Below are 24,010 nucleotides of genomic sequence, written 5' to 3' on the forward strand. Positions count from 1 at the left end.
CCCCTCACATTCCACTGGACGCCCGCAATCACATCCGCCAAAACCCGCGTCCATGAATTCACGCACATTGACGCGCGCACTTGCCGCACTCGCCCTTTCCTCCAGCCTTGCTTCCGCGGCTTACGCCCAGAAAAGCGCACCGCAACCGGTGCCGATTGTCGATCGGGTGCCCGAACCGGAAGACCGTCCCCTGCCCGCGCCTATGGTGCTGGAGGTGGATGCGACCGATGTTGCGCGGGCGATTTTCCGCGTAAAGCAAACCATCCCGGTCGAGGCGGGCAAGCCGCTGACGCTGCTCTATCCCCAATGGTTGCCGGGCAAGCATGGCCCGCGCGGCGCATTGGCCGAAATGACGGGGCTCAAGGTCCGTGCAGGCGGCAAGCTTCTCGAATGGACGCGCGATCCGGTTGAAGTCTACGCCTTCCATGTCGATACCCCCGCCGGAACGAAGTCGGTCGACGTAGAATTCCAGTTCACATCCCCCGTGCGCGAAAGCGAAGGACGCATTGTTGTCACGCCCGCGATGATGAATGTGCAATGGGAACAGGTGTCGCTTTATCCCGCCGGTCACTTCACGCGCGCTATCGAGGTGAAGCCTTCGATCACCCTTCCGTCCGGCTGGACCGGCGTTGCGGCCCTGGATGGCGGCAAGGTAACGGGCGACCGCATCGACTATGCGACGACCAGTTATGAAACATTAGTGGACAGCCCGATGTTTGCCGGACCCCATTATCGCAAATGGGATCTGGGCAATAAGGTGACGCTGAATGTATGGGCGGATGAAGCCAAATATCTGGATGCAAAGCCCGAGCATATTGCCGCGCACAAGGCGCTGGTCGACGAAGCCTTGGTCCTGTTCGGGTCCAAACATTTCGACCGCTATGAATTTTTGCTGGCGCTGACCGACGAATTGGGCGGCATCGGGCTGGAGCATCATCGCAGTTCGGAAAACAGCCGCGATACCGACTATTTCACCAAATGGGCCGACAATGGTTCGGAACGCGGCCTGTTGCCTCATGAACTGACACATAGCTGGAACGGCAAATTCCGCCGGCCATCCGAAATGTGGACGCCCAATTATTCGACCCCGATGCGCGACAATCTGCTGTGGGTCTATGAAGGGCAGACCAGCTATTGGGATCTCGTCCTTGCGGCCCGTTCCGGCTTGCAGACCAAGGAAATGGTATTGGCCGAGTGGGCCCGCTATGCCGGTTTCTATGCCGAACAACCCGGCCGCGACTGGCGTTCGGTCGAAGATACCACGCATGATCCGATTTTCGGTGCCCGCAAGCCCAAACCCTTTTCCAGCCATGCGCGCGGTGAAGATTATTATAATGAAGGCTCGCTGATCTGGCTTGCCGCCGACATGACCATTCGGGAATTGTCCAAGGGCAGCAAATCGCTCGACGATTTTGCCAAAGCCTTTTTCGGCGTACGCGATGCCGATTGGGGCGTGCTGACCTATGATTTCGACGAAGTTGTCCGCACCCTGAATGCGGTGCAGCCCTATGATTGGGCGACCTTCCTCGACACCAAATTGCGCAAACCCGGACAACCTGCCCCGCTGACAGGCTTTGAAAAGGGCGGGTACAAGCTGGTCTGGAAAGAAGAACCTAATATTTTCGACCGCGACCGGATGAAAGATGGCGGCAGCACCGACCTCACCCACTCGCTCGGCCTGACTGTCGACAAGGAAGGCAAGGTCACTTCGGTAATGTGGAATGGCCTGGCGTTCAAGGCCGATATCGTCAATGGCGCCAAGATTTTGGCCGTAGGCGGCGTGGGCTTTACCAAAGACCGGCTGACCGAAGCGGTTACGGCGGCCAAAGATGGCAAGACGCCGATCCGGCTGATCATCGAACGTAACAAGCGTTTTGAACAAATAGACATCGCCTATTCAGGCGGCTTGCGCTATCCGCACCTCGAATCTGCGGGCAAGGGTGAAACGGCGATAGACCGGTTGCTTGCCCCGCGGCGTCCTAACAAATAACCGAAGAAAGCATTCTCCCATGCGTATCGACCTTATCCCTGCCGGCGACGATGTTCCCGAAAGCCTGAATGTCCTGATCGAAGTTCCCATTGGCGGAGAACCGGTGAAGTATGAATTCGACAAGGCATCGGGTGCCCTGTTCGTCGACCGTTTCCTGCACACCCCAATGCGCTACCCCGCTAATTATGGCTTTGTACCGCACACGCTGGGCGAAGATGGCGATCCGCTGGACGCTTTGGTCGTCGCACGTTCGCCGATCGTTGCCGGTGCCGTGGTCAAATGCCGCCCGATTGGCGTGCTGATGATGGAAGATGACAAGGGCGGCGATGAAAAGCTGCTTTGCGTGCCCGTCAATGCGACTTTCCCTTATTATGCGGACGTCGTGACCTATAAGGATATGCCGCCTATCGTGCTGCAACAGATCGAGCATTTCTTCACCCATTATAAAGACCTTGAACCCGGCAAATGGGCAAAGCTCAACGGCTGGGGCGACGAAAAGGACGCGAAACGCATCATCATGGATTGCGTCGCCCGCGCCAAGGAACATGGCGTATGATGCGGAGTGCACTCGTCGCCGTATCGGTGCTGGCCTTATCCGCCTGCGCCACGCCGGAAACGCGAGTGCGCACGGCGTTGATGGACGCCGGACTTTCCAAGCCCATCGCCTCGTGCATGGCTGACCGCATGGTCGACCGGTTGTCGCTAATCCAGCTCAACAAGCTATCCGGCCTCAAAAAGCTGCGCAACAAGGATGTGCGCAAGCTTTCGGTGGACGAATTTCTGAAGCGCACCAAGTCGCTCCAAGACCCCGAGATTCTCGGGGTCGTGAGCTCATCCGGCCTGATTTGCGCCGTTAAGGCCTAAGCGAAGAGCTTCGCCAGTACCGACAACCAGCCGCCGTCCGCCTTTGGCGTGGTTGGCGGCGTAAAGTCGGCGCATTCCAGACAACGTGCCTGCACGCCTTTGACGCCGGTCAGCATGTCGAGATCGGCAGCCACGCGCTGCACGAACAATTGCTGCTGCCATGCGGCTTGGGCGAAGACATCCATGGGCGCAGCAACGCTCGCCCGCTTGGGCATCAAGCCGCCGAGGAGCGATCCTGCAAAGTTGGGTTGTGGCTCAATGTAGACGGCGTGCCAGCCGTCGGCCTTCAATCCGGCGCGTTTCGCCGCTTCGGCCAGGGCATCGTCCATGCCGCCATAGCGGTCCACCAAACCAATTTGCCGTGCGGTGCCACCGGCCCAGACGCGGCCTTGTGCAATGGCATCGACCTGTTCAGGAGTCTTTTTGCGGGCGGTCGCCACACGGCTAATGAATTCACGGTAGCCATTTTCGATGGCGCTTTGCGCGACGCGGTCGAATTCGGGGCTGAAACCACCCAGCACATCAGGCTCGCCTGATAGCGGCGTAGTTTTCACGCCGTCGGCGTTAACGCCGATCTTGGCAAGGCCGGCCTGCGCACTCGGAATTACGCCGAAGATGCCGATGGAGCCGGTAATGGTCGATGGTTCGGCAAAGATGACATCAGCGGGCAAGGATACCCAATAACCGCCGCTGGCCGCGAGGTTGGCCATCGATACGATCACGGGAATTTCCTTCGCCTTGGCCGCTTCGATGGCGAGACGAATTTTCTCCGATGCGGTCACCGATCCGCCGGGGGAATCCACGCGGACAACGAGCGCCTGTAAATCCTTATTGTCGATCGCATCGTAAATCAGGCCGCTGATGGTATCACCCGCCGCGGTGCCCGGTCCTGCTTCGCCATCGACAATGGTGCCGGCAATGGTCACCACGCCAATCTGCTTCCCCGCGCTTGGCGGGCCATAGCTCGCGAGCAGCGTGTTCATCGGTGTTGCGGCAAAGCCGCCGGTCGTTTTCTTTTCGTCGGGACCGACCTTGGTGGCGATGAATTTGCCGAACGCGATGCGGTCACCCAATTTGTCGACCAGCTTGCTCGAAACGGCGAGCTGCGCCAGATTTCCACGCGCGCCTTCGACCGAGCCTGCGGGGTCGTTCAATATGCCATTAATCTGTGCCTGAGGCCGTGCTTTCGCCACGTCGGCCTTCCACTGACCCCAGATCTCGTCATAAACGCCCTTGATGGCCTCTTTCGATTCCGGCGACTGGTCGGACCGCATATAGGGTTCAACCGCGCTTTTAAAGGTGCCGACGCGGTAGATATTGGCCTTGATGCCCAATTGGTCGAGCAAGCCCTTATAATAAGGCTGCGACCCGCCGGGGCCGGTCAGCATCGCGCCGCCAAGCGGATCCATCCAGACCTGTGTGGCGTGGGCGGCCAGTTGGTAGCTGTCGTCGGTATAGGCGGTGGCAAAGGCGTAAACCGGCTTGCCAGCCTTTTTGACGGCGTCGAGGCTGTCGCCAATCGCCGAAAGGCTCGCCTGTCCGCCGCCCATGAAGCGGTCCATATCCAGCACCACGGCCTTGATACGCTTGTCGCTTTCCGCGATTTTCAGGGAGCGGATGATATCGCGCTGCCGGATCTCGCTCACCGGCATGGCGGTGGACGTCAACGCGGTCAGGGGATCGACCTCGGCGGGCTGTTCGGAGACAACACCGTCCAGCTTCAGCCAGAGCGCGCCTTCACGCACCATGCCGGGGTTGGGGCTGGCGCTGAGCAGAGCGAACAGCAGCGCGAAAAACAGCAGGAGCAGCAAAAGCACCAACAGGTCCTTCAAACCGACAATGATTTTCCAGCTGATCCGCAAAAACGTCATACACTACCCCTTGAACTATAGGGTTGATGTAGGTGTTGCCCGCGCAAATTCCAGCATTCTTTCGACCAACGGCATATGGGACACAGAAAAGGGCCGTTGGAGTTGCTCCAACGGCCCTTAAACATGGGTCAGCGGTCGGATGTGCCGCTGCCGGAAGTTGCTTTCATGCCGTGACCGGCATCGCTGATTGGATCAGCGGCCGATCTCCCGAACGGAATTGCCCGACCTCTTAACTGAACCATGAGACATCGGATCACCTCCTTTCGTTGAATGGAAATTGCTTGCTTCAAACATATATCTGCCCTCCGCGACTCTGAAACTGAATCAAACAAAGTTTGCAAACAAGTCTTGTATTAAATTTTTTTTCCGTCAAACATTGGGGTTCTGCGTCGAAGCCCTCAGGCTCTGCAATCTTCCACAATTCGCGTGATTTCGGTCCAGGACGGGATCGCTATCGGTTGCTGCCCATCCACCTCAAGCGCGATACGGCCCCGGCTGAACGCCATGGCGTCGAGGATCGGGTCGGTTGGCAGGATTTCGGTGGCAAGATAGGCCGGTGTCGCGCCGGTCGGGCTGGCCGCAAATTCTTTCAGCGTCGAGCTCGTCCGCACCGTCATCCGGCCCGCAGAACCCGAGCCTGCGCGCGCAAGATATAGGCGGCGGCGCGTGGTGTCGCAGCGCAAAGTCACCGTTGCATTCTGCCCCGTCGGCCCGAACAGCGCGAGCGACCCGCGCTCATCCCGGCGATAGACCCAGTCGCCAGCCGCAAGGGGCCAATCCAGCCAGTTGCCCGAAAGACGCGGCGGTGGCGGGGCCGGTGCCACCACCGGCGCGGGCTTTACGACAGGCGCAGGTGGCGGGGCGGGTGGTGGCGGCGAGCAGGCCGCAAGGGCGAGCAGACTGGCGCACAGGGGATAATGAAGCTTCATCTCCACAGCTTATGGCCAAAAGCACTCCATTCCGCTAGCGCCCTGCGACATGGCGACGAAAAAAATACGCTTGGATCAACTCATCGTCGACCGCAATCTGGCGGACAGCAAAACGCGTGCCCAGGCCCTGGTGATGGCAGGGCATGTCTTCATCGGCGACGTAAAGGCGCAAAAGCCCGGGCAGCAGGTCGCCGAAGATGCCCCGTTGCAGGTGAAGGGCAGCGACCACCCCTGGGTCTCGCGCGGCGGCATCAAGCTTGCCCACGCGCTCGACGAATTTGCGATCGACGTCACCGATGCGGTCGCGATGGATGTCGGATCATCAACCGGCGGCTTCACCGATGTGCTGCTGACCAACGGTGCCGCGCGTGTTTACGCCGTGGACAGCGGCACGAACCAGCTTGCGTGGAAATTGCGGCAGGACGAGCGCGTCATCGTCCATGAGCAGACCAGCGCCCGGATCTTGACCGAAAGCCATATTCCCGAACCCATCGATATCATCGTGTGCGACGCCAGTTTCATAAGTCTCGCCAAGGTATTGGAAACCCCGCTGACTTTCGCCAAAAGCGGTGCACAGATCATCGCCCTCATCAAGCCGCAGTTCGAGGCCGGGCGCGGCGAAGTCGGAAAAGGGGGCGTCGTGCGCGACGAGGCCATACATGCGCGCGTGTGTGCCGAAGTCCAGATGTGGTTGGTCGAAAAAAACTGGACTGTACGCGGCCTGACAACCAGCCCGATAACAGGGCCGCAAGGCAATATCGAATTCCTAATCTGGGCTCAGAAAAACTGAAGCCCGTCCGTTTCGGGGAGCAGAAAATGAAAGTACATATTTCACTCGCAGCATCGGCTGCCTTGCTGGCCTTGGCGCCTGTCAACGCCACACTGGCCGCGCCTGCAAAAGGCGCCGCGACCGAGGTGCCGTCGCAATTGCCCCGCAATGCAGCCCCGCTGCACTACAGCGTCACGGTGACACCCAATGCCGAAAAGCTCAGCTTTGAAGGCAATGTCCTCATCGAATTCCTGCTGAAGACCCCCAGCGACAGCGTCACGCTCAACGCCGCGGACATCGACTTTCGCCGTGTAACCATCGCCAAAGGCCGCGCCGCCGCGATGCCTGCCACCACCACAGTCAATGCAGCGGCACAAACTGCGACCATCGCCTTCGGCAAGAAGCTCCCCGCCGGTCGCTATACGCTGAACATCGATTATTCGGGCAAGATCCTGCAACAGGCAAACGGACTGTTCGCATTGGATTATAAGGACCCGCAAGGCGCAGAAAAGCGCGCGCTCTTTACGCAGTTCGAGGCACCCGACGCTCGCCGCTTCGTGCCGAGCTGGGATGAGCCGAACTACAAGGCAACCTTTGACCTGACCGCGACAGTGCCAGCGGAGCAAATGGCGGTCAGCAACATGCCCGTCGCCGCCCGCCGCGACATTGGCAATGGTTTGGCTGAAGTCCGCTTTGGCACATCGCCCAAAATGTCGACCTATTTGCTGTTCTTCGGTCTGGGCGAGTTCGACCGCATTACCAAACAGGTAGGACCAACCGAAGTCGGTGTTGTGGTTGGCAAGGGCAATGGCCCGAAAGGCCAATATGCGCTGGATGCCTCGGCCAAATTGGTGGCCTATTATAACGACTATTTCGACACCCCCTACCCGCTGCCCAAATTGGACAATGTCGCTGGCCCGGGACAAAGCCAGTTTTTCAGCGCGATGGAAAATTGGGGCGCGATCTTCACCTTTGAACGCGTCCTGCTGAACGACCCCAAAATCACCAGCGCCCGCACGCGTCAGGGAATTTTCTCGACCGATGCGCATGAAATCGCCCACCAATGGTTCGGCAATCTGGTCACCATGGCCTGGTGGGACGATCTGTGGCTGAACGAAGGTTTTGCAAGCTGGATGGAAAGCAAGGCAACGGCCCATTTCAATCCCGACTGGCAAAGCGAACTGGACCGTGTGAACGGCCGCGAAGGGGCCATGGGCCTCGACGCCTATGTGACCACCCATCCGGTGATCCAGAAAATCTCCACCGTCGAACAGACCAGCCAGGCGTTCGATACGATCACCTACCAAAAGGGCGAAGCCGTCATCACCATGCTGGAGGCCTATGCCGGTGAGACGATCTGGCGCGACGGCCTGCGCGCCTACATGAAGAAGCACGCCTATGCGAACACGCGCACCGACGATCTGTGGAACGCGGTGGAAGCTGCAGGCGCCAAGGGTCTGGTCAAAATAGCCCATGATTTCACCAAACAGCCGGGCGTGCCCTTGCTTGAAGTGAAGTCGGCAAAATGCGTGAATGGTTCAACCCTGCTAACCCTGACCCAAAGCGAGTTTTCGCGGGACCGCAAGGCCGAAACATCGGCAAAGCCGCAACGCTGGAACGTGCCGGTCATTGCGCAAGTCATCGGACAAGCGCCCAGCAAGACGGTCATTTCAAACGGCAGCGGATCGCTGCAACTCGCAGGATGCGGCGCCTTCATCGTGAATGCCGGACAAAGCGGCTATTACCGCGTGCTCTACCAACCCGATATGATGGCCGCCTTGCAGAAGGATTTCGCAAAGCTTCCCGCAATCGACCAGCTCGGCTTGCTGAACGACAGCCAAAGCCTCGCCTTCAACGAATATCAGCCGGTACGCACGGCGTTGAATCTGGTGGATGCGGTGCCATCCGACACCAGCCAGCGGGTGACCGAGGATAATGTGTCCACCTATGGCTATCTGTACGGCTTGTATGAGAAAGATCCGGCACGCCAAGCCAAGCTCGCGAAGCTGGCCAGCAACCGTTTTGGCCCCGCACTCGCCAAGCTTGGTTATAAGCAGAGCCCGTCCGACAGCACCTTGGACGCCAATCTGCGTAGCTCGCTGATCAGCACCTTGGGCTATATGGGCGATCCAGCGGTCGTGGCCGAAGCCAAGCGGCTTTTCGCCGAACTGGAAACCAACCCCGCAGCACTGGATGGTCCCCTGCGCACAACATGGCTGGGCGTGATTGCACAAAATGCAGATCAGGCGGACTGGGACAAGATGCGCAAGCTGGGCCAGACGGCGGAAAGTTTTCTCGTCAAGTCGAGCATGTACCGCTTGCTGGGCTCGGCCCGCGACACGGCCCTTGCAAAACAGGCGCTCGCCCTGGCCCTGACCAAGGAGCCGGGCTCCACGCTAAGTGCCGCGATCATCAATGGCGTATCGGGTGACCATCCCGATCTGGCCGTCGATTTCGCGTTGGCGAACCGGGAGGCGGTGGAGGCTCTGGTTGATGTGTCGTCCAAGTCGGAATTCATTCCGGGCCTTGGCTATGGCTCCAGCGATCCGGCGATGATTGGCAAGCTGGAAGCTTATGCCAAAGCCTATCTCTCACCGGAATCGCGCAAACCCGTCGATCAGGCCGTTGCCGCGATCCAGACCCGCATCAAGTCGCAACCGCGGATCCGGACCGAAACATCGGCATGGCTGGATGAGAAAGCGGCGCAGTGATCCGGTCTAAGGGCGGCAAGCATTTCGACGCTTGAAAGGGCGAACGCTTGCCGCCTAATATCGCGATATTATCCAGGACACTGCTTGTGTCCGGATTTATGTATCGAAATGGGGGAGCGGTCGACTTGAAATCCTTATCTATCAAGATGGTCTTATGTGCTGGCGCGATGGCGGTCACGCAGCCTGCAAGTGCACAAGACAGAGCACATCTTTCCGATATGCAGGGCCTATCGTCGGTAAGCCAGCGCGGCGCGGCGGTGATGGCTAGCGTCAAAATATCTCTGGACGGCCCTCGCAATACGCAATCCACGCAGCCCCCGGTGCGGTTCGATCTGGTCGCCGGACCGAGTTTCCAGCTTTCTGACGGTCAACCCCTGCAACGCAGAACAACCATCAACGGGGACGGCTTCAGACTGTCATTCATTCCGAACCATTCGACTAAATTGTTGTTGAACGGCCAGCCCTTGGCCACCCATTATTTCAGTCTATCCGCGGCAGGGTCAGATGCGAAAAAGGAAGGCGGCGGCGGACCAAGCACGCTCGCCATCGTCGGCGGCGCGCTCGTCCTCGGCCTCGGTGTGGCTTATCTCGCCCTAGAGGATGCTGTCGATTGCAACGAGAACGGGGAGTATATCTGCGAGTAATCATTGCGGGGGCGTTGGGGACAGTCCCTTACGGGACAGTCCCCGCAGTTGTGACGCTTCTTTACTGAACCCGTCACCCTGAACTTGGTTCAGGGTGACGCTTTTGGATAATGGCAGTTGCGAGAGTTATCCGTGCAGTTTGCGTCTTGGTATGAAACCATCCCTCTCCCCTTTAGGGGAGAGGATACGGAGCCTTGGCCGCAAGGCCTAGGCGTAGTTGGTGAGGGGCTCGACGGTGAGGTGTGCGCACCAACTCCCCCTCTCCGCTGCGACTAGGCGGCAAGCCGCCAAGTCTCGCTCCTCTCCCCTAAAGGGTAGAGGAAAGTCTTAGCATTCCCCTACCCTCAATCCTTATACATCCCATTCACCCGCGCCGCATAGCGTTCGCGGATGACGTGGCGACGGATCTTCATGCTCGGGGTCATTTCGCCATTTTCGATCGTGAAAGGTTCGTCGGTCAGTTCAAACTGGCGAACCTTTTCAGTCACCGACAGATCCGCATTCACCCGGTCAACGGCGGCACGGAGCGCCGAGCGATATTGCGGGTTGTCATTCAGGTCGGCAAAGTCGCATTTGATATCCTGCGCCCGGCACCAGTCCAGCGTCCATTCGGGGTCAGGTACGATCAGGCCGACAATATAGGGCCGCTTGTCGCCCGACACCATCGCCTGCAGGATTTCGGGTTGCAGCGTCAGCATACCTTCCACCTTTTGCGGCGCGATATTGTCGCCCTTGTCATTGACGATCAGGTCTTTCTTGCGGTCGGTAATCGCAATCCGGCCCTTTTCATCAATATGGCCGATATCGCCTGTGTGCAGCCAGCCGTCGATAATGACGCGATCGGTCTCGGTCTTGTTCCTCCAATAGCCGCGCATGACCAGCGGCCCGCGCACGAGAATCTCGCCATCTTCGGCAATTTTTACTTCAGTGTTTTTGAGTGGAGGTCCGACGGTATCCATTTTCAAACCGACACTCGGCCGGTTGCAACTGATCACCGGACCCGCTTCGGTCTGGCCATAGCCCTGCAAAAGGGTGATGCCCAACGACTGGAAGAACACGCCGATATCGGGGTTCAGCGGCGCGCCGCCCGATACCATGGCCTTCATCCGTCCGCCAAAGCGCGCCTGGATTTTGGGCTTGATTGTCCGCGACAACAGCACGCGCATCGGCGCGTCACGCAGCCGCTTTTTCCCCTTATAATCCCGCTCGCCAATGGTCAGCGCCTTGTCGAGAAGATAGTTGGGGAATTTGCCCTGTTTTTCGACCGCCTTGATCATCCGCTGGCGCAGCACTTCGAAAAGGCGTGGGACGACGACCATGATCGTCGGGCGGGTTTCTTCGATATTGGAGGCGAGCTTTTCCAGCCCTTCCGAATAATAGATTTGCGCGCCGACGCCGATGGGCAGAAATTGCCCGCCGGAATGTTCATAGGCATGGCTGAGCGGCAGGAAGGAGAGGAAAACCTCTTCCTCATCCAGCCCGAAATCTTCGCGCAGGACCGTCGCCGCGCCGTCGGCATTGTGCAGGATTGCGCCATGCTGCTGCATCACGCCGCGCGGGGCTCCGCCGGTGCCGCTGGTGTAGATGATACAGGCGAGGTCGTCGCGGGTGACGGTCGCCATCGCCGCCTCGGTGGCGCGCACATCGGCGTCGGTACCGTTGACCATGTCGTGCCAGTTGTGGACCGACAACTGGCCCTGCTGCGTTGCCTGTAGCGGCTCCATACCAATGATGAATTCGGCTTCGGACGACCGGATCGCCGCAGGCAACAGCGTCTTGGCAAGCTTTGCGGTCGACACAACCACAGCGCGCGAGGCGCTATTGTCCAAAATATGCTGATGATCACGCTCGGTATTGGTGATGTAAGTGGGCACGGTAACGCATCCGGCTGCCATGATGCCCAGATCGGCGATGCACCATTCGGGCCGGTTTTCGGATACCAGCATAACACGGTCGCCCTTTTGCAGCCCGAGCTGGCGGAGTGACTTGGCAAATCCGGCGACCTGGCGGGCGGTTTCGGCCCAGCTCAGCGATTGCCAGCCGCCTTCCTTTTTCGCCCACAGGAACGGCGCATCGCCCCGGTAACGCGCCCGCGCAAGGAATATCGACACCAGATTGGGAAAGCTGTCAAAATCGTCAAATTGTTCGGCAGCCACAATTCTCTCCTCGGACTATTCCGGCCGGCCCTTTTCGAACCTCAACCACGACGCCGTTGCTAGCGCGGCCCGCCGTGTAGCGCAATCAGGCTTTCGTTTTAAACAGGATCAGAACACGCTCGCCTTTGGGGCTTCGGGCGCAATCTTGGGCGCGGTGACGGTAACTTTGCCCTTTGCATCCAATGTCGCCGAGGTGCCTTCGCTACGCGGATCGGACGCGCCGGTCCATCCATCTGCGCCCCATTGTGCCCCATTGACCTTGGATCCTAGATCAGATGCCCGGACCTTTTGCCCATAAGCCGAAAGTGTATCGACCATCGGGGCTAGCGCGCTGCCCTCTTCCACCTGCAGTTCGCCTTGCCCGAAATAAATATTGGGCAGCGCAATGGCCTGATCCAGCGGCAGGCCGAAATCGAGCACGCCGACAAGCGTTTTGGTGACATGCATGATGATCCGCTTGCCGCCCGCAGAGCCCAGGGTGAGAACCGCCCGGCCATCGCGGTCAAACACGATCGTGGGCGACATGGACGACAAAGGCCGCTTGCCACCCATCACGCGGTTGGCCACCGGCGCGCCGTCCTTTTCGGGCGCGAAGGTGAAATCGGTGAGCTCGTTATTCAGGAAGAAACCGCCTGCAACCAGCTGGCTGCCGAAGACGCTCTCGATAGTGGACGTCATATTGGCAACATTACCCTTTGCATCGACGGCCGCAAAATGCGTGGTACCCGCAACCTCGCTTGAAAGCGCCGCAGTGCGCGGCATCGCGCCCGGGGGTGTCCCCGCGGGATAGTCCGTGCGCGCCTTATCCGGATCAATCAGCGCCGAGCGCGCCTTCAGATATTCGGGGTCCAGAAGGCCCTTCACCGGAACCTCGACAAAATCACTGTCGCCCAGATATTTCTCGCGGTCAGCATAGGCGAGTTGCATCGCCTGCCCCAGCAGGAACCAGCTTTTGGGATTATCCTTGCCCAGCGCCGCCATGTCGAACCGCTGCAGGCTGCCCAAAATCTGAAGCACCGTGGTTGCGCCTGACGAAGGCGGGCCCATGCCGCAGACGACATAGACGCGGTAGGGCGCACACACCGCCGCCTGTTCCTTGACGCGGTATTTTTCGAGATCGGTCAGGGTCATGTCGCCTGCACCCACTTTGCTGGTGGTGACGGCGTCGACAATCTGCTTGGCCACCGCGCCTTTGTAAAAGGCATCCGGCCCCTTTTTGGCGATCAGCTTCAACGTCGCGGCGAGCTTCGGATTGCGGATGGTCGCACCGGCCACCAAAGGCTTTCCGTCCGCCCAGTAAATAGCGCGCGCCTCGTCAAAATTGGGCCATAAGCGCTCGACCATCTTCAACCGCGACTCGAGCGTGGCGTTGACCACATATCCCTTTTGCGCGAGCCGGATGGCAGGCTTGAACAATGTCGCCCAGGGCAGCTTGCCCCATTTCTTGTGCGCCTCGGCCATCAGCGCGACATTGCCCGGGACGCCCACGGAACGGCCACCCTGGAACGCCTGCAAAAAGGGCATGGGCTTTCCGTCCGGCCCCACAAAACGGTCCGGCGTCGCCGCAGCAGGCGCGGTCTCGCGACCGTTGAGCGTGCTCAACATGCCTTTGCTTGCATCCTGATACATCAGGAACCCGCCGCCGCCGATACCACTGGACTGTGGCTCTACCACGGTCAGCGCCAGCATCATCGCCATGGCCGCGTCCGCCGCCGTGCCACCCTGCTTCAGCATTTCCATCCCGGCCTCGGTCACCCGGGGGTCAGCGGAGGACGCAACGCCAACGGTGTTGGCAACAGCATTTTGGGGCACCAGCGCAAGTGCGAACAGCGCGATAAAAATTCTTTTCATATCCTGCGCTCTAGCCTTGCGACGTCGCCAAGGCAAAGTCCCTTTTTCAGGCATCGACCCCGACGGCGTCGGCGAGGCTCCGAAATCCGTCCGCCTTTAACAAGCGTGCGAGCCCTGCATTGATGCGCTTTGCAAGCCCCGGTCCTTCATAGACCAATGCGCTGTAAATCTGCACCAGCGACGCGCCTGCACGGATGCGGGCATAGGCGTCCGCTGCACTGGCAATGCCGCCCACGCCGATCAAGGGTATCTGCCCCCCGCTCGCCTTTCGGAAATCTACGAGCCGTTGCTGCGCCAGATCGCGCAAGGGCGCGCCGGACAGGCCCCCGCTTTCGTCCCGGTGCGAAGAGCGCAAGTCAGGACGGCTGATGGTGGTGTTGGACACAATCAAGGCCGCAATGCCGCGCGCGATCGCGACCTGAACAATGTCGTCGATATCCGCAGGCTGCAAATCCGGCGCGACCTTCAGGAACACGGGCTTCCCCAATGTCCGCGCGTCCATGGATTGCGCCAGAAGATCATCCAGAGCCGCCTTGTCCTGCAGAGCGCGCAGGCCCGGCGTGTTGGGCGAACTGATGTTGATCGTCAGATAATCGGCAAAACGCTCCATATTGCGCACGCCGGTCACATAATCCGCGATTCGGTCCACACTGTCCTTGTTTGCGCCGATGTTGATGCCAATCGGGCCAGCGCCCCTGTCGCGGACAAGATGCGCCAGCCGCGCCATCGCATCGGCCTGCCCGCCATTATTGAACCCCATCCGGTTGATGACCGCCCGGTCCTCGACAAGACGGAACAGCCGGGGCTGCGGATTTCCGGCCTGCGGCAAAGGCGTCAGCGTACCCACTTCGGTAAAGCCAAATCCGAGCCGCAATATCTCCAGCGGCACCTCCGCATTTTTATCATATCCAGCCGCCAGACCCACCGGATTGCGAAAATCCAGCGACGCCACATTCTGGGCCAACAGAGGGTCCGACGCGCCGAGCGACGCGATCGGCGCCACCTTCAGCATGGCAAGCGACATGTTATGGGCCCGTTCAGCATCGGAGAGGAACAGGAAAGGGCGGAAAAGGGCGTAGAACATGCCTGTGCCTATCCTACACAAAAGAATCCGACGCAATCCCGCTGTCACACAAATGCAAGAAACCGCAATTTCCAGTATGTTAACGATAACGAAAATATCGTTGGCCGAAAATGTCAAATGTAATCGTTGCCGATGACGATTTCGTGCAAGAGCGTTTTACAATTTCCGTGAATAGAGGGGGTGCGACCCGAAGGGCTCGACGTCGAAAGACGCCAAGTTCTTTTTCCTATCAGGCCCGCTGGTAACAGCGGGTCTTTTTTTGTGTGCCGTCGCGGTGTATGACCGAAACTGGAGATGGGTCGCACTATGCTTGACGTACGTTATGAAGCCCCGGGTGAACGGCTGGCCAAACTGGTGTCGTCATTCTACCGACTGGATTTTGCCGGCGATCATTTTTCGGAGCTCGAACGCGCGGACCGGGCACAGTTCCGGTTCCAGTTGAAAGGCCATGGCGAATATCATTTTGCCAATGGCACCATGTCCACAACCTTCCCTGTCACCATCATCGGGCCAACTACCGCGCCTGTATTGGCCAAGTCCGATTGCCCGTTGTCGATTTTCGGTTGGGGCATGCCCACCGCAGGATGGGTCGCGCTGATGGGCAATAATGCCGGCGCCTATATGGACAAAGCCTTGGATGCGCAGCACATATTCGGCGACTGGATATTGGAAGTGCGCGACGAACTTATTGCCGCATCGGACTTTAGCGAACAGGTCGAACTCGGCTGCCTCGCCGCGGAAAATATTTTCCGCCACAAATCGACAGCCCCGTTTGATTTTACATCCATGGTCGACGCCTGGCTGATCAGCGACGGCGACCCGAGCGTGGAAAGCCTATCCGCGCAATCCGGCCTGTCCCAACGCCAGCTCGAACGGATGACCAAACGCTATTATGGCCTGCCGCCCAAGAAACTGGCGCGCAAATACCGCGCGCTGCGGGCGGCGCAGTCGCTCGCCCATGGCGACAGCCTGGATGAAACAGGTTTGGCGCTCGCCTTTTATGACCAGTCGCACCTGATCCGTGAAGTGAAACAATTTACCGGCCTCACCCCGGGCCAGTTGCGCAGCGGACAATCCAAACTGACCCGAGCGACGATGGACGGTCGGCGCTCGCTTGGCGGAAAAGTCAGTCCGCTGGTTTCGGACAGTTAGGCTTCGAATCGGACACACTGCCCCCCGGCGCTTTGCGACGCCGCAAATTGGTCCGCAACGCCTCACGCAAACGCGCTTCCCGCTCAATTTGCTTCTTGTCCAACTTCTTTTCCATAGTCCACCGTTGCCAAATGCTTCCAATCCACGCAAGCGACTTGACATTAAGCCAATCCCTTCGCATAGGGCCGCACCTTCGGTGTAAGCTGCTGTAGCTCAGTGGTAGAGCGCGTCATTGGTAATGACGAGGTCGGGAGTTCAATCCTCCCCAGCAGCACCATCCCTTTAGACAGGGAATCCCAAAAAGTAATGCGAAAGTGCCTTCCCGTTGGGAGGGGCTTTGGGTCCTGTTTGGGATGGTTTGGGCGTTTGATTTCACACCCCACGCAATTTTGCTCGCATTCCAATGGTAGGGATCCCGACTGTCCGTGGGGGTTGCCAAACCCGCAGACGCGGTTGCCGTTCGCTGACACCAAACCTTCTTCCCTGCAGGCGCGCATACAGGCTACGTTGGATGACGTTTCCTCCCATGACTTTTGCCATAGTTAGGCTTCGGCGTTGGCCGGGTCAGGTGTCGATCTTTAGACGATTGGCAAGCTGCTCAGGCGTGTGAACGGGGAAAGTACGGCACATTATACGCACCTTGCCGCAGACAGGTTGATAGCGGCGGCGAGGCCCAAAGCGTTAACGCGGCTTGAGCTTCAGTCGGCATTGCGACAGGCTATCGAGCAGCGGGCCTTCGAATTACACTACTAGCCGATCGTCCAGTTGAACGAACGCAATATTGTAGGGTTCGAAGCATTACTGCGCTGGCCACAGCCCAATGGTGACGACACGGCGCCTGACATCTTTATTCCAGTCGCGGAAGAATGCGGTCTTATCGTGCCGCTTGGAACATGGGTGTTGCGTGAAGCCTGTCGTACAGCAGCCCGATGCGCACCGCACATATGCTCGAAGAACTACGCACTATGGGCGTGCGTGTGAGCCTCGACGACTTCGGGACGGGATATTCGTCGCTTGCGCATCTGCAGGCCATGACGTTCGATGCGCTAAAGATTGACGGGTCATTTGTGATGAATCAGGACGAAACCAATACCAATTGGACTATCGTCAAAGCTATGACCAGTATGGCTGAGGCCATGGATTTGCGGGTTGTGGCCGAAGGGATTGAGACCGAGTTCCAGCGGTCGCGGTTGCAAGAAATCGGTTGCAAGTTCGGTCAAGGCTGGCTGTTTGATCGGGCGTTGCCGGAAGCTGATGCGCTAGCGCTGCTGACGAGCGTCACCACGGGCGATGGCGTGCCTTAGGAGCCTCACATCAATCCGCAGGTCAGTAAAGGGTGGGTGCTACGATCAATTCGAGGCCAAAAGCTGGTTGCGGACTACTGCCGAGGCATCATCCTCGCGAATGCAGCCGTACCGGAAGGCGTTTTCTGAACAGCCGGTGCTGCTTTGTTTGATCGAAGCACTTTAGTGAGCGCATCTTCAGGATCACTTCCATCGCCCAAGATTGCTTCCATACTGCGCACACAAAAGCTGACATTCTCATCGGCGAGATCATAATAGACCTGCTTTGCCTCTTTACGGGTTTTCACCATTTCCGAGCGGCGCAATTCCGCGAGCTGCTGGCTTAAGGCAGGCTGCCCAATGCCGGTCGCAGTTTCGATTCCTCCGACAGTTCGTTCACCGTGCAGAAGGCATGACAATATCATGAGGCGCTGGGGTTGGGCATATACCCTCAACTTTTCGCAGGCGGCATCGGCGAGAGCGCGGCTCTGATAAAGCGCACTCATGTGTCGGCGCTCCTTTTACAGAACCAGTCCGCATCTATACCCGCATTGCCTGAGATATTTTCGAGCTGCACAGCGGGAGGAAGCAAAACATCGTCTCCCGGGTGCCAACCCTCTGGCGTCAGCACATCGTCGCCGTCGGCACGTTGCAGCGCCGCAACCATGCGTAGCATTTCATCTACAGACCGGCCGACATTATGCGGATAGGTTGTAATGGCCCGGATAACCCCCTCGGGATCAATGAAATAGGTGCTGCGGATCGTGGCGCTATCCTGAGACGATGCGTCGATCATGCCGAAAGCCCGGCCCACGACCATGCCGGGATCTTCAATTACAGGAATGGTGATACTGACACCAAATGCGTCCCGGATCGCTCGCATCCAAGCCAGATGCGCGAACAGGCTGTCGACCGAAAGGCCAAGTAACATACAATTGAGCGCGGCGAACTTGTCTGCAGCCTTCGCCAGGCCGATAAATTCGGTGGTGCACACAGGCGTAAAGTCCGCCGGATGTGAAAAGAAAACCAGCCATTTCCCGCGATATTGCGAGAGTGTAATGTCGCCCATCGTCGTGCGCGCACTAAAGTCGGGCGCTACGTCCCCGATACGAAGCACCTGGCTTCGGTTTTCGTCACTTGCTTCAGTCATATTGCGCGCTGTCTCACATCTCATGCCTTTCGGCAACACTCTTGACGAACATCAAATAATAAATTACACATATTATGTAAATATGAATTTATTGGAGTTTTCCATGACCGACTCAGCGATTGCAAAAGCCAGCACCCAGATTGCCGCCGCGCAGGCTGGGGTCCCCTTCATCAAGTCCTTTTTCGACGGCCCCACATTCACCGTCACCTATGTTGTTCATGATCCCGAGACCCGCCGTGCCGCCATCATTGACAGCGTGCTGAATTTTGATCCCGCCTCGGGTCGCACCTCCTTCTCTTCGGCAGACGCGGTAATCGCCTATGTCGAAGAGAAGGAATTAACCGTTGACTGGCTGCTCGAGACCCATGCGCATGCCGACCATTTGTCGGCTGCCCCCTATTTGCAGCAGAAGCTGGGCGGCAAGATCGCCATTGGTGAACATATTGTCACGGTGCAGCAGGTTTTCGGCAAGCTTTTCAATGCCGGTTCCGACTTTGAACGCGACGGTTCGGATTTTGACCAATTGTGGAAAGATGGCGACCAGTTCCAGATCGGCAATTTGCATGTCACCGTGCTGCACGTGCCCGGACATACACCGGCCTGTATTGCTTATGTGATCGGTGACGCTGTCTTTGTCGGCGATACAATGTTCATGCCCGATTATGGCACGGCCCGGGCGGATTTTCCCGGCGGTGATGCGCGCACCCTTTACCATTCGGCGCGCCGGATTTTGTCCCTGCCCCCGGAAACACGGCTGTTCATGTGCCATGACTATCTTCCCGCCGGGGGGCGGACGGATTATGTCTGGGAAACTACGGTCGAAGCCGAGCGGTCAGCCAATATCCATATCCATGACGGTATATCGGAGGATGATTTCGTAACCATGCGCGAAGCGCGCGACGCGACGCTCGACATGCCACGGCTTATACTTCCATCGGTTCAGGTGAACATGCGCGCCGGGCATTTGCCGCCTGCAGACGATAATGGCATCACCTATCTCAAGATTCCGGTCAACGCGGTATGATATCTGCATTTCCCCATGCCATGCCCGTAGAAGGGTTTATGGGCGGCGTTTTGATTGGTCTTGCCGCCGCGACAATGCTGCTGGGCCTTGGCCGTATTGCCGGTGTCAGCGGAATGGCCGCGCGAGCAACGGGCATTGCCGACAGCGGAGCACCACGGAATATCGCCATTGCCTTTGTCATCGGCCTACCTCTCGGCGCGTTCCTGGTCGCGCGCCTATTCGGTGAGGTGCAGGTCAGTTTCCCGACCTCTCTCCTTCCCTTGATTGCAGGCGGCTTGTTGGTCGGTTTTGGCACGCGGCTCGGTTCTGGCTGCACCAGCGGGCATGGCGTTTGCGGCCTTTCCCGACTGTCGCCACGGTCGATGGTTGCAACGGCACTTTTCATGGCAAGCGGTTTCGTAACGGTAGCCGCTATGCGCTTTGGAGGCTTGTTGTGAGCAAAGTGGTGATCGCACTCATATCAGGCCTCCTTTTCGGGGCCGGGCTTGCCTATTCGGGAATGGCGGATCCCGCTCGGGTCCAGTCTTTCCTTGATCTCTTTGGCAATTGGGACCCGACATTGGCGTTTGTAATGGGTGGTGCCGTGCTTCCTATGGCCGTTGCCTGGATGATTAAAAGCCGGCTCGCTTCGCCGCTTGCGGCAACATCCTTCGATCTTCCCGGCACCTCGAAAATCGATCGTTCGCTGGCAATCGGGGCGATCTTGTTCGGGATGGGTTGGGGTATTGCCGGACTTTGCCCCGGCCCCGCGCTTGCCGATCTGGCCCTTGCGCCAAAAGCGGTGCTGCCGTTCGTAGTTGCGATGTTTGTCGGCATGGCGGCCCACCGTTTCATTCCTGTTTCATCAACGTAAAGGATACGAAAATGACTAAGAATATGGGAAATCTTGACCGGCTGTTCCGCCTTGTCGTCGTCGTGGCGATTGGCGCAGCTTATGCGATGGGTCAGTTGTCTGGCACTTTGGCAATCATATTGGGCGTCGTGGCCGTCATGTTCTTGCTGACAAGCCTCGTAGGGACATGCCCGGCCTATCTGCCTTTTGGCCTTTCCACCCGCGGCAAAAATTAAGGCAAACCCATCCCCCCAAAATCGTAGGACTTCGCCATGCCGTTTAAGCAAATCTCGCCGGAATTTTCGGTATCCGGCCAACTGACCCTTGATGATGTGCGCGAAGCTGCTGCCCAAGGATTCAGGACGATCATCTGCAATCGTCCGGACGGTGAAGAGCCCGGGCAACTTTCTTCAAGGGCTGTGCAAGACCAAGCCGAAGCGTTGGGAATGAAATTCACGTACATTCCCGTTTCGTCCTCGGGGTTGGTGGCGAGCGATGGCGTGAAGATGCGCGCTGCACTCGAAGCTCTGCCGTCGCCCGTGCTGGCTTATTGCCGGTCTGGTGCGAGGTCTGGCAAAGTCTGGAATCTGGCCGCCGAGGCATCGCGTCCAACTGCTGCGGAACATGCTTACGATATCGTGATCGTTGGTGGCGGAAGCGCGGGGATCGCGACAGCGTCGAGCATGCTTAAGCGGAATGCGAATTTGACAATTGCCGTTATCGACCCTGCGGATGTCCATTATTACCAGCCGGGCTGGACGATGGTCGGAGCAGGCGTGTTTTCGGCAGAGTTTACGCGGCGGTCCGAACGATCGGTCATGCCGCGCGGCGTTGAATGGATAAAGAAATCCGTCTCCGGATTTTCTCCCGAGACCAATGCCGTTACGCTCGAAGACGGCAGTTCCGTCTCTTACCGCGTGTTGGTGGCCTGCCCCGGAATCAAGCTCGATTGGGATGCCATTGAGGGCCTGACCGACACACTCGGCAAAAACGGTGTAACGTCCAATTACCGATATGATCTGGCGCCCTATACCAACCGTCTGGTCAAAGACCTGAAGAGCGGGCGCGCCTTGTTCACCCAACCGCCCATGCCGATCAAATGCGCAGGGGCACCGCAAAAATCAATGTATCTGTCGTGTAGCAATTGGGAACGTGCAGCCGTGCTCGGCGACATCGATGTGCAGTTTCATAATAGCGGGGCCGTCCTGTTCGGCGTCGCCGCTTATGTGCCCGCGCTGATGGAATATGTGGATCGCTACAACGCACATCTCAACTTCGAGTCCAAATTGGTCGCAGTCAACGGCGCCGCAAAGGTCGCCACGTTCGAACAGAAGCGCGGAGACTCGGTTATCCGGGTCGAAGAAAAGTTCGACATGATCCATGTCGTCCCGCCGCAGGTTGCACCCGATTTCGTGCGAAACAGTCCGCTGGCCGCTGCAAATGGCTTTATCGAAGTCAATGAAGCCACCTTGCAACATGTACGCTATCCAAACATCTTCGCACTGGGCGATGCGTGCTCGGCTTCCAACGCCAAAACAATGGCCGCCGCACGTAAACAGGCACCGGTTGTGGCCGTCAATGCGTTGGCGGTACTCGAAGGCAAATCGCCGGTCGCGGATTATGACGGTTATGGCAGTTGCCCCCTTACAGTGGAACGCGGCAAAATCGTTCTGGCGGAGTTCGGCTATGGCGGCAAACTGCTCCCCAGTTTCCCAAACTGGTTGATCGATGGCACACGGCCCTCGCGATTGTCATGGCTGCTGAAAGATACCATATTGCCGCCCATTTACTGGCACGGGATGCTCAAGGGACATGAGTGGATGGTTAAACCGCATAAGATAGGGGCGGCGTAACCCACATGAAATTGGCCCGCTATCTGCCGATATTGGAATGGGGACGCGGTTATGGCGGCGTAACGTTGACCAATGATCTGGTAGCGGCCGCTATCGTAACGATCATGCTTATTCCCCAAAGCCTTGCCTATGCGATGCTGGCGGGGCTGCCGCCCGAGATCGGTCTCTATGCATCGATCCTTCCCATCATAGCTTATGCCCTATTCGGCACGAGCCGTGCCTTGGCTGTCGGGCCAGTAGCCGTCATATCGCTTATGACCTTGACCGCGGCCAGCGCGATTGCGCCACCCGGCTCACCCGACTTCATTGCGGCAGCTCTTATTCTCGCATTTCTCTCAGGGCTGATCCTGATCGTGATGGGCGTATTGCGTTTGGGCTTCCTCGCAAATCTCTTGTCGCACCCTGTGGTTTCCGGTTTCATCACGGCAAGTGGAATCATCATAGCCACCAGCCAGTTGAAGTCGGTGCTGGGCATAAAGGCATCCGGTGAAGCAATGCCGGAACTTGTCCGGACATTGGTCGAGCACGCCAAGGATACCAACCCCTACACATTGGCTATTGGCCTTGTTTCCACAGGCTTTCTCTTTTGGGTCCGCAAAGGGCTGAAGCCTCTGCTCATCGGCTTTGGCATGGCGGCACGCCCTGCAGATCTTGCGGCGAAAGCCGGACCGATTGTCGCGGTTGCATTATCAATTCTCGCCGTCATTGCTTTCGACCTGGAAGCAAAAGGCGTCAAAGTGGTGGGAGACATTCCCCAAAGCCTCCCCCCGTTTACAGTGCCCGTATTTGATCCCGAATTGTGGCAGCGTTTGGTCGTTCCGGCCTTGCTGCTCAGTATCATAGGTTTTGTGGAATCCGTCTCGGTCGCGCAAACATTGGCGGCCAAGAAACGGCAGCGGATCGTCCCGGATCAGGAATTGATTGGCCTGGGCGCCGCGAATGTCGCCGCTGCATTTTCCGGAGGCTATCCGGTGACAGGGGGCTTTGCCCGCTCGGTTGTCAATTTTGATGCCGGTGCCGAAACACCTGCAGCCGGGGCATTTACCGCCATCGGCATATTGCTTGCCGCGCTTTTTCTGACGCCATTGCTCGCATCTTTGCCGATTGCCACCCTGGCCGGCACAATCATTGTCGCCGTCCTCAGCCTTGTCGATTTCAAAACACCACGCGCCATTTGGCGCTATTCCAAACCCGACTTCATGGCGATGGCCGCGACGATAGCCGTAACCTTGCTCGTCGGCGTTGAACCCGGCGTTATCGCGGGCGTTGGCCTTAGCCTCGCCCTGTTTTTGTGGCGGGCCTCGCGTCCACATGCCGCGATTGTCGGGCGCGTTCCGGAGACCGAGCATTTTCGCAATGTCAAACGGCACAAGGTGTTCACCGACCCGCGCATATTGACGATCCGCATCGACGAAAGCCTGACCTATCTCAACGCGCGATGGCTGGAAGAATTCGTATTGGAGCAGGTTTCGGAACATGCCGATCTGCGGCATCTCATTCTGATGTGCTCGGCAATCAATGGCGTCGACGCTTCGGCACTGGAAAGCATCGAGGCCATCAATCACCGGCTGGCCGATGGCGGAATCAAATTGCATCTGTCCGAAGTCAAAGGACCCGTAATGGACGCGCTCGAAAAATCGCATCTGCTTGATGACCTCAGCGGCAAAGTCTGGCTTTCGCAGAATGAAGCGTTTCAATCGCTCATCCGCTCGTCCGATGCAGAAGATAACGCGCCTCTATCGCCTGACAACATGGGTCCAAGAGGAATGATATGACGCCGCGCGCCTCAGATCATCGCAAGATGCAATCAGCTATTCTGCATATGCAATTGCTGCTCCTTGATATGA

Annotated in this window: 22 protein-coding genes and 1 tRNA gene; 16 read left to right on the forward strand and 7 right to left on the reverse strand. The window is 58.3% G+C overall.

The genetic code is table 11. The features are described 5' to 3' along the window. Positions 1-52: 52 nt before the first annotated feature. The 3 genes from EUU25_RS10040 to EUU25_RS10050 are packed head-to-tail and all read left to right on the forward strand — an operon-like array spanning position 53 to position 2,854. Positions 53-1,990: a M61 family metallopeptidase gene (locus EUU25_RS10040; RefSeq protein ID WP_158900621.1), complete on the forward strand. Its 1,938-nt coding sequence runs from the start codon at positions 53-55 to the stop codon at positions 1,988-1,990. A 19-nt stretch (positions 1,991-2,009) separates the two neighbouring features. Beyond that, a complete protein-coding gene (gene ppa, locus EUU25_RS10045) occupies positions 2,010-2,546 on the forward strand; it encodes an inorganic diphosphatase (protein ID WP_158900623.1) in 537 nt (178 codons plus the stop codon). Beyond that, entirely contained in the window at positions 2,543-2,854 is a 312-nt protein-coding gene (locus EUU25_RS10050) for a hypothetical protein (RefSeq protein WP_158900625.1), read from the forward strand. Before ppa ends, EUU25_RS10050 begins: the two co-directional genes overlap by 4 nt. Here the strand turns inward: EUU25_RS10050 and sppA are convergent. Both sppA and EUU25_RS10060 read right to left on the reverse strand, forming a co-directional pair. Next, on the reverse strand, positions 2,851-4,725 hold the full coding sequence (sppA, locus tag EUU25_RS10055) for a signal peptide peptidase SppA (protein ID WP_158900627.1): 1,875 nt from the start codon (positions 4,723-4,725) through the stop codon (positions 2,851-2,853). The genes EUU25_RS10050 and sppA overlap by 4 nt on opposite strands. Positions 4,726-5,123: 398 nt before the next feature. Beyond that, positions 5,124-5,654 carry a hypothetical protein gene (locus EUU25_RS10060; protein ID WP_158900629.1) on the reverse strand — a complete coding sequence of 177 codons (531 nt, stop codon included), beginning with the start codon at positions 5,652-5,654 and terminating at the stop codon, positions 5,124-5,126. 49 nt (positions 5,655-5,703) lie between these two features. On the opposite strand from EUU25_RS10060, the gene EUU25_RS10065 reads away from it, so the two are divergent. From EUU25_RS10065 to EUU25_RS10075, 3 genes are all read left to right on the forward strand, one after another. Next, on the forward strand, positions 5,704-6,444 hold the full coding sequence (locus EUU25_RS10065; RefSeq protein ID WP_158900631.1) for a TlyA family RNA methyltransferase: 741 nt from the start codon (positions 5,704-5,706) through the stop codon (positions 6,442-6,444). A gap of 26 nt (positions 6,445-6,470) precedes the next feature. Beyond that, a complete protein-coding gene (locus tag EUU25_RS10070) occupies positions 6,471-9,134 on the forward strand; it encodes a M1 family metallopeptidase (protein WP_158900633.1) in 2,664 nt (887 codons plus the stop codon). A gap of 125 nt (positions 9,135-9,259) precedes the next feature. Continuing rightward, positions 9,260-9,778: a hypothetical protein gene (locus EUU25_RS10075; RefSeq protein ID WP_158900635.1), complete on the forward strand. Its 519-nt coding sequence runs from the start codon at positions 9,260-9,262 to the stop codon at positions 9,776-9,778. Between the two features lie 344 nt (positions 9,779-10,122). On the opposite strand, the gene EUU25_RS10080 is transcribed toward EUU25_RS10075, so the two are convergent. The 3 genes from EUU25_RS10080 to EUU25_RS10090 all read right to left on the reverse strand — a co-directional run bounded on the left by EUU25_RS10080 (position 10,123) and on the right by EUU25_RS10090 (position 14,869). Further along, on the reverse strand, positions 10,123-11,937 hold the full coding sequence (locus EUU25_RS10080) for an AMP-dependent synthetase/ligase (RefSeq protein ID WP_425505216.1): 1,815 nt from the start codon (positions 11,935-11,937) through the stop codon (positions 10,123-10,125). A gap of 105 nt (positions 11,938-12,042) precedes the next feature. Next, positions 12,043-13,785 carry a gamma-glutamyltransferase gene (ggt, locus tag EUU25_RS10085; protein ID WP_158900638.1) on the reverse strand — a complete coding sequence of 581 codons (1,743 nt, stop codon included), beginning with the start codon at positions 13,783-13,785 and terminating at the stop codon, positions 12,043-12,045. A gap of 46 nt (positions 13,786-13,831) precedes the next feature. Next, positions 13,832-14,869 (reverse strand): quinone-dependent dihydroorotate dehydrogenase, encoded by a 1,038-nt coding sequence (locus EUU25_RS10090; protein ID WP_158900639.1) that lies wholly within the window; start codon positions 14,867-14,869, stop codon positions 13,832-13,834. 306 nt (positions 14,870-15,175) lie between these two features. On the opposite strand from EUU25_RS10090, the gene EUU25_RS10095 reads away from it, so the two are divergent. The 4 genes from EUU25_RS10095 to EUU25_RS10110 all read left to right on the forward strand — a co-directional run bounded on the left by EUU25_RS10095 (position 15,176) and on the right by EUU25_RS10110 (position 17,325). Continuing rightward, positions 15,176-16,021: a helix-turn-helix transcriptional regulator gene (locus tag EUU25_RS10095; RefSeq protein WP_158900642.1), complete on the forward strand. Its 846-nt coding sequence runs from the start codon at positions 15,176-15,178 to the stop codon at positions 16,019-16,021. Between the two features lie 202 nt (positions 16,022-16,223). Then, positions 16,224-16,298, forward strand: a tRNA-Thr gene (locus EUU25_RS10100). Positions 16,299-16,786: 488 nt separating this feature from the next. Then, positions 16,787-17,002, forward strand: coding sequence for an EAL domain-containing protein (locus tag EUU25_RS16710; protein ID WP_158900644.1), 216 nt, complete (start codon positions 16,787-16,789; stop codon positions 17,000-17,002). Then, positions 16,951-17,325, forward strand: coding sequence for an EAL domain-containing protein (locus EUU25_RS10110; RefSeq protein WP_158900646.1), 375 nt, complete (start codon positions 16,951-16,953; stop codon positions 17,323-17,325). Before EUU25_RS16710 ends, EUU25_RS10110 begins: the two co-directional genes overlap by 52 nt. Before the next feature lie 74 nt (positions 17,326-17,399). Here EUU25_RS10110 and EUU25_RS10115 read toward each other — a convergent pair whose 3' ends face one another. After that, complete coding sequence (locus EUU25_RS10115; RefSeq protein WP_158900648.1) at positions 17,400-17,810, reverse strand: ArsR/SmtB family transcription factor; 411 nt, start codon at positions 17,808-17,810, stop codon at positions 17,400-17,402. Continuing rightward, the gene (locus EUU25_RS10120; protein WP_158900649.1) at positions 17,807-18,454 is read right to left on the reverse strand and encodes a peroxiredoxin; all 648 of its coding nucleotides are present in this window, start codon (positions 18,452-18,454) and stop codon (positions 17,807-17,809) included. The genes EUU25_RS10115 and EUU25_RS10120 overlap by 4 nt, the downstream gene beginning before the upstream one ends. A gap of 103 nt (positions 18,455-18,557) precedes the next feature. Between EUU25_RS10120 and EUU25_RS10125 the strand changes: the two genes are divergently transcribed. Genes EUU25_RS10125 through EUU25_RS10150 form a run of 6 tightly spaced genes read left to right on the forward strand, consistent with a single transcriptional unit; the run spans position 18,558 to position 23,938 of the window. Continuing rightward, the gene (locus EUU25_RS10125) at positions 18,558-19,478 is read left to right on the forward strand and encodes an MBL fold metallo-hydrolase (RefSeq protein WP_158900651.1); all 921 of its coding nucleotides are present in this window, start codon (positions 18,558-18,560) and stop codon (positions 19,476-19,478) included. Further along, on the forward strand, positions 19,475-19,915 hold the full coding sequence (locus EUU25_RS10130; RefSeq protein WP_158900653.1) for a YeeE/YedE family protein: 441 nt from the start codon (positions 19,475-19,477) through the stop codon (positions 19,913-19,915). Before EUU25_RS10125 ends, EUU25_RS10130 begins: the two co-directional genes overlap by 4 nt. Continuing rightward, on the forward strand, positions 19,912-20,331 hold the full coding sequence (locus EUU25_RS10135; protein ID WP_158900655.1) for a DUF6691 family protein: 420 nt from the start codon (positions 19,912-19,914) through the stop codon (positions 20,329-20,331). Before EUU25_RS10130 ends, EUU25_RS10135 begins: the two co-directional genes overlap by 4 nt. Before the next feature lie 11 nt (positions 20,332-20,342). Beyond that, complete coding sequence (locus EUU25_RS10140) at positions 20,343-20,546, forward strand: YgaP family membrane protein (protein WP_158900657.1); 204 nt, start codon at positions 20,343-20,345, stop codon at positions 20,544-20,546. Positions 20,547-20,582: 36 nt separating this feature from the next. Continuing rightward, positions 20,583-22,163 carry a bifunctional protein tyrosine phosphatase family protein/NAD(P)/FAD-dependent oxidoreductase gene (locus tag EUU25_RS10145; RefSeq protein ID WP_158900659.1) on the forward strand — a complete coding sequence of 527 codons (1,581 nt, stop codon included), beginning with the start codon at positions 20,583-20,585 and terminating at the stop codon, positions 22,161-22,163. Positions 22,164-22,168: 5 nt separating this feature from the next. Beyond that, complete coding sequence (locus tag EUU25_RS10150) at positions 22,169-23,938, forward strand: SulP family inorganic anion transporter (RefSeq protein WP_158900661.1); 1,770 nt, start codon at positions 22,169-22,171, stop codon at positions 23,936-23,938. Positions 23,939-24,010 lie beyond the last annotated feature (72 nt).

The organism is Sphingorhabdus lacus, assembly GCF_009768975.1.
Classification (GTDB): Bacteria; Pseudomonadota; Alphaproteobacteria; order Sphingomonadales; family Sphingomonadaceae; genus Sphingorhabdus_B; species Sphingorhabdus_B lacus.

Coding starts and splice junctions, on each gene's coding strand:
- EUU25_RS10040 (WP_158900621.1), top strand. CDS start 53: ATGAATTCACGCACATTGACGCGCGCACTTGCCGCACTCGCCCTTTCC.
- ppa (WP_158900623.1), top strand. CDS start 2,010: ATGCGTATCGACCTTATCCCTGCCGGCGACGATGTTCCCGAAAGCCTG.
- EUU25_RS10050 (WP_158900625.1), top strand. CDS start 2,543: ATGATGCGGAGTGCACTCGTCGCCGTATCGGTGCTGGCCTTATCCGCC.
- sppA (WP_158900627.1), bottom strand. CDS start 4,725: ATGACGTTTTTGCGGATCAGCTGGAAAATCATTGTCGGTTTGAAGGAC.
- EUU25_RS10060 (WP_158900629.1), bottom strand. CDS start 5,654: ATGAAGCTTCATTATCCCCTGTGCGCCAGTCTGCTCGCCCTTGCGGCC.
- EUU25_RS10065 (WP_158900631.1), top strand. CDS start 5,704: ATGGCGACGAAAAAAATACGCTTGGATCAACTCATCGTCGACCGCAAT.
- EUU25_RS10070 (WP_158900633.1), top strand. CDS start 6,471: ATGAAAGTACATATTTCACTCGCAGCATCGGCTGCCTTGCTGGCCTTG.
- ggt (WP_158900638.1), bottom strand. CDS start 13,785: ATGAAAAGAATTTTTATCGCGCTGTTCGCACTTGCGCTGGTGCCCCAA.
- EUU25_RS10090 (WP_158900639.1), bottom strand. CDS start 14,869: ATGTTCTACGCCCTTTTCCGCCCTTTCCTGTTCCTCTCCGATGCTGAA.
- EUU25_RS10095 (WP_158900642.1), top strand. CDS start 15,176: ATGCTTGACGTACGTTATGAAGCCCCGGGTGAACGGCTGGCCAAACTG.
- EUU25_RS10110 (WP_158900646.1), top strand. CDS start 16,951: ATGCGCACCGCACATATGCTCGAAGAACTACGCACTATGGGCGTGCGT.
- EUU25_RS10115 (WP_158900648.1), bottom strand. CDS start 17,810: ATGAGTGCGCTTTATCAGAGCCGCGCTCTCGCCGATGCCGCCTGCGAA.
- EUU25_RS10120 (WP_158900649.1), bottom strand. CDS start 18,454: ATGACTGAAGCAAGTGACGAAAACCGAAGCCAGGTGCTTCGTATCGGG.
- EUU25_RS10125 (WP_158900651.1), top strand. CDS start 18,558: ATGACCGACTCAGCGATTGCAAAAGCCAGCACCCAGATTGCCGCCGCG.
- EUU25_RS10130 (WP_158900653.1), top strand. CDS start 19,475: ATGATATCTGCATTTCCCCATGCCATGCCCGTAGAAGGGTTTATGGGC.
- EUU25_RS10140 (WP_158900657.1), top strand. CDS start 20,343: ATGACTAAGAATATGGGAAATCTTGACCGGCTGTTCCGCCTTGTCGTC.
- EUU25_RS10145 (WP_158900659.1), top strand. CDS start 20,583: ATGCCGTTTAAGCAAATCTCGCCGGAATTTTCGGTATCCGGCCAACTG.
- EUU25_RS10150 (WP_158900661.1), top strand. CDS start 22,169: ATGAAATTGGCCCGCTATCTGCCGATATTGGAATGGGGACGCGGTTAT.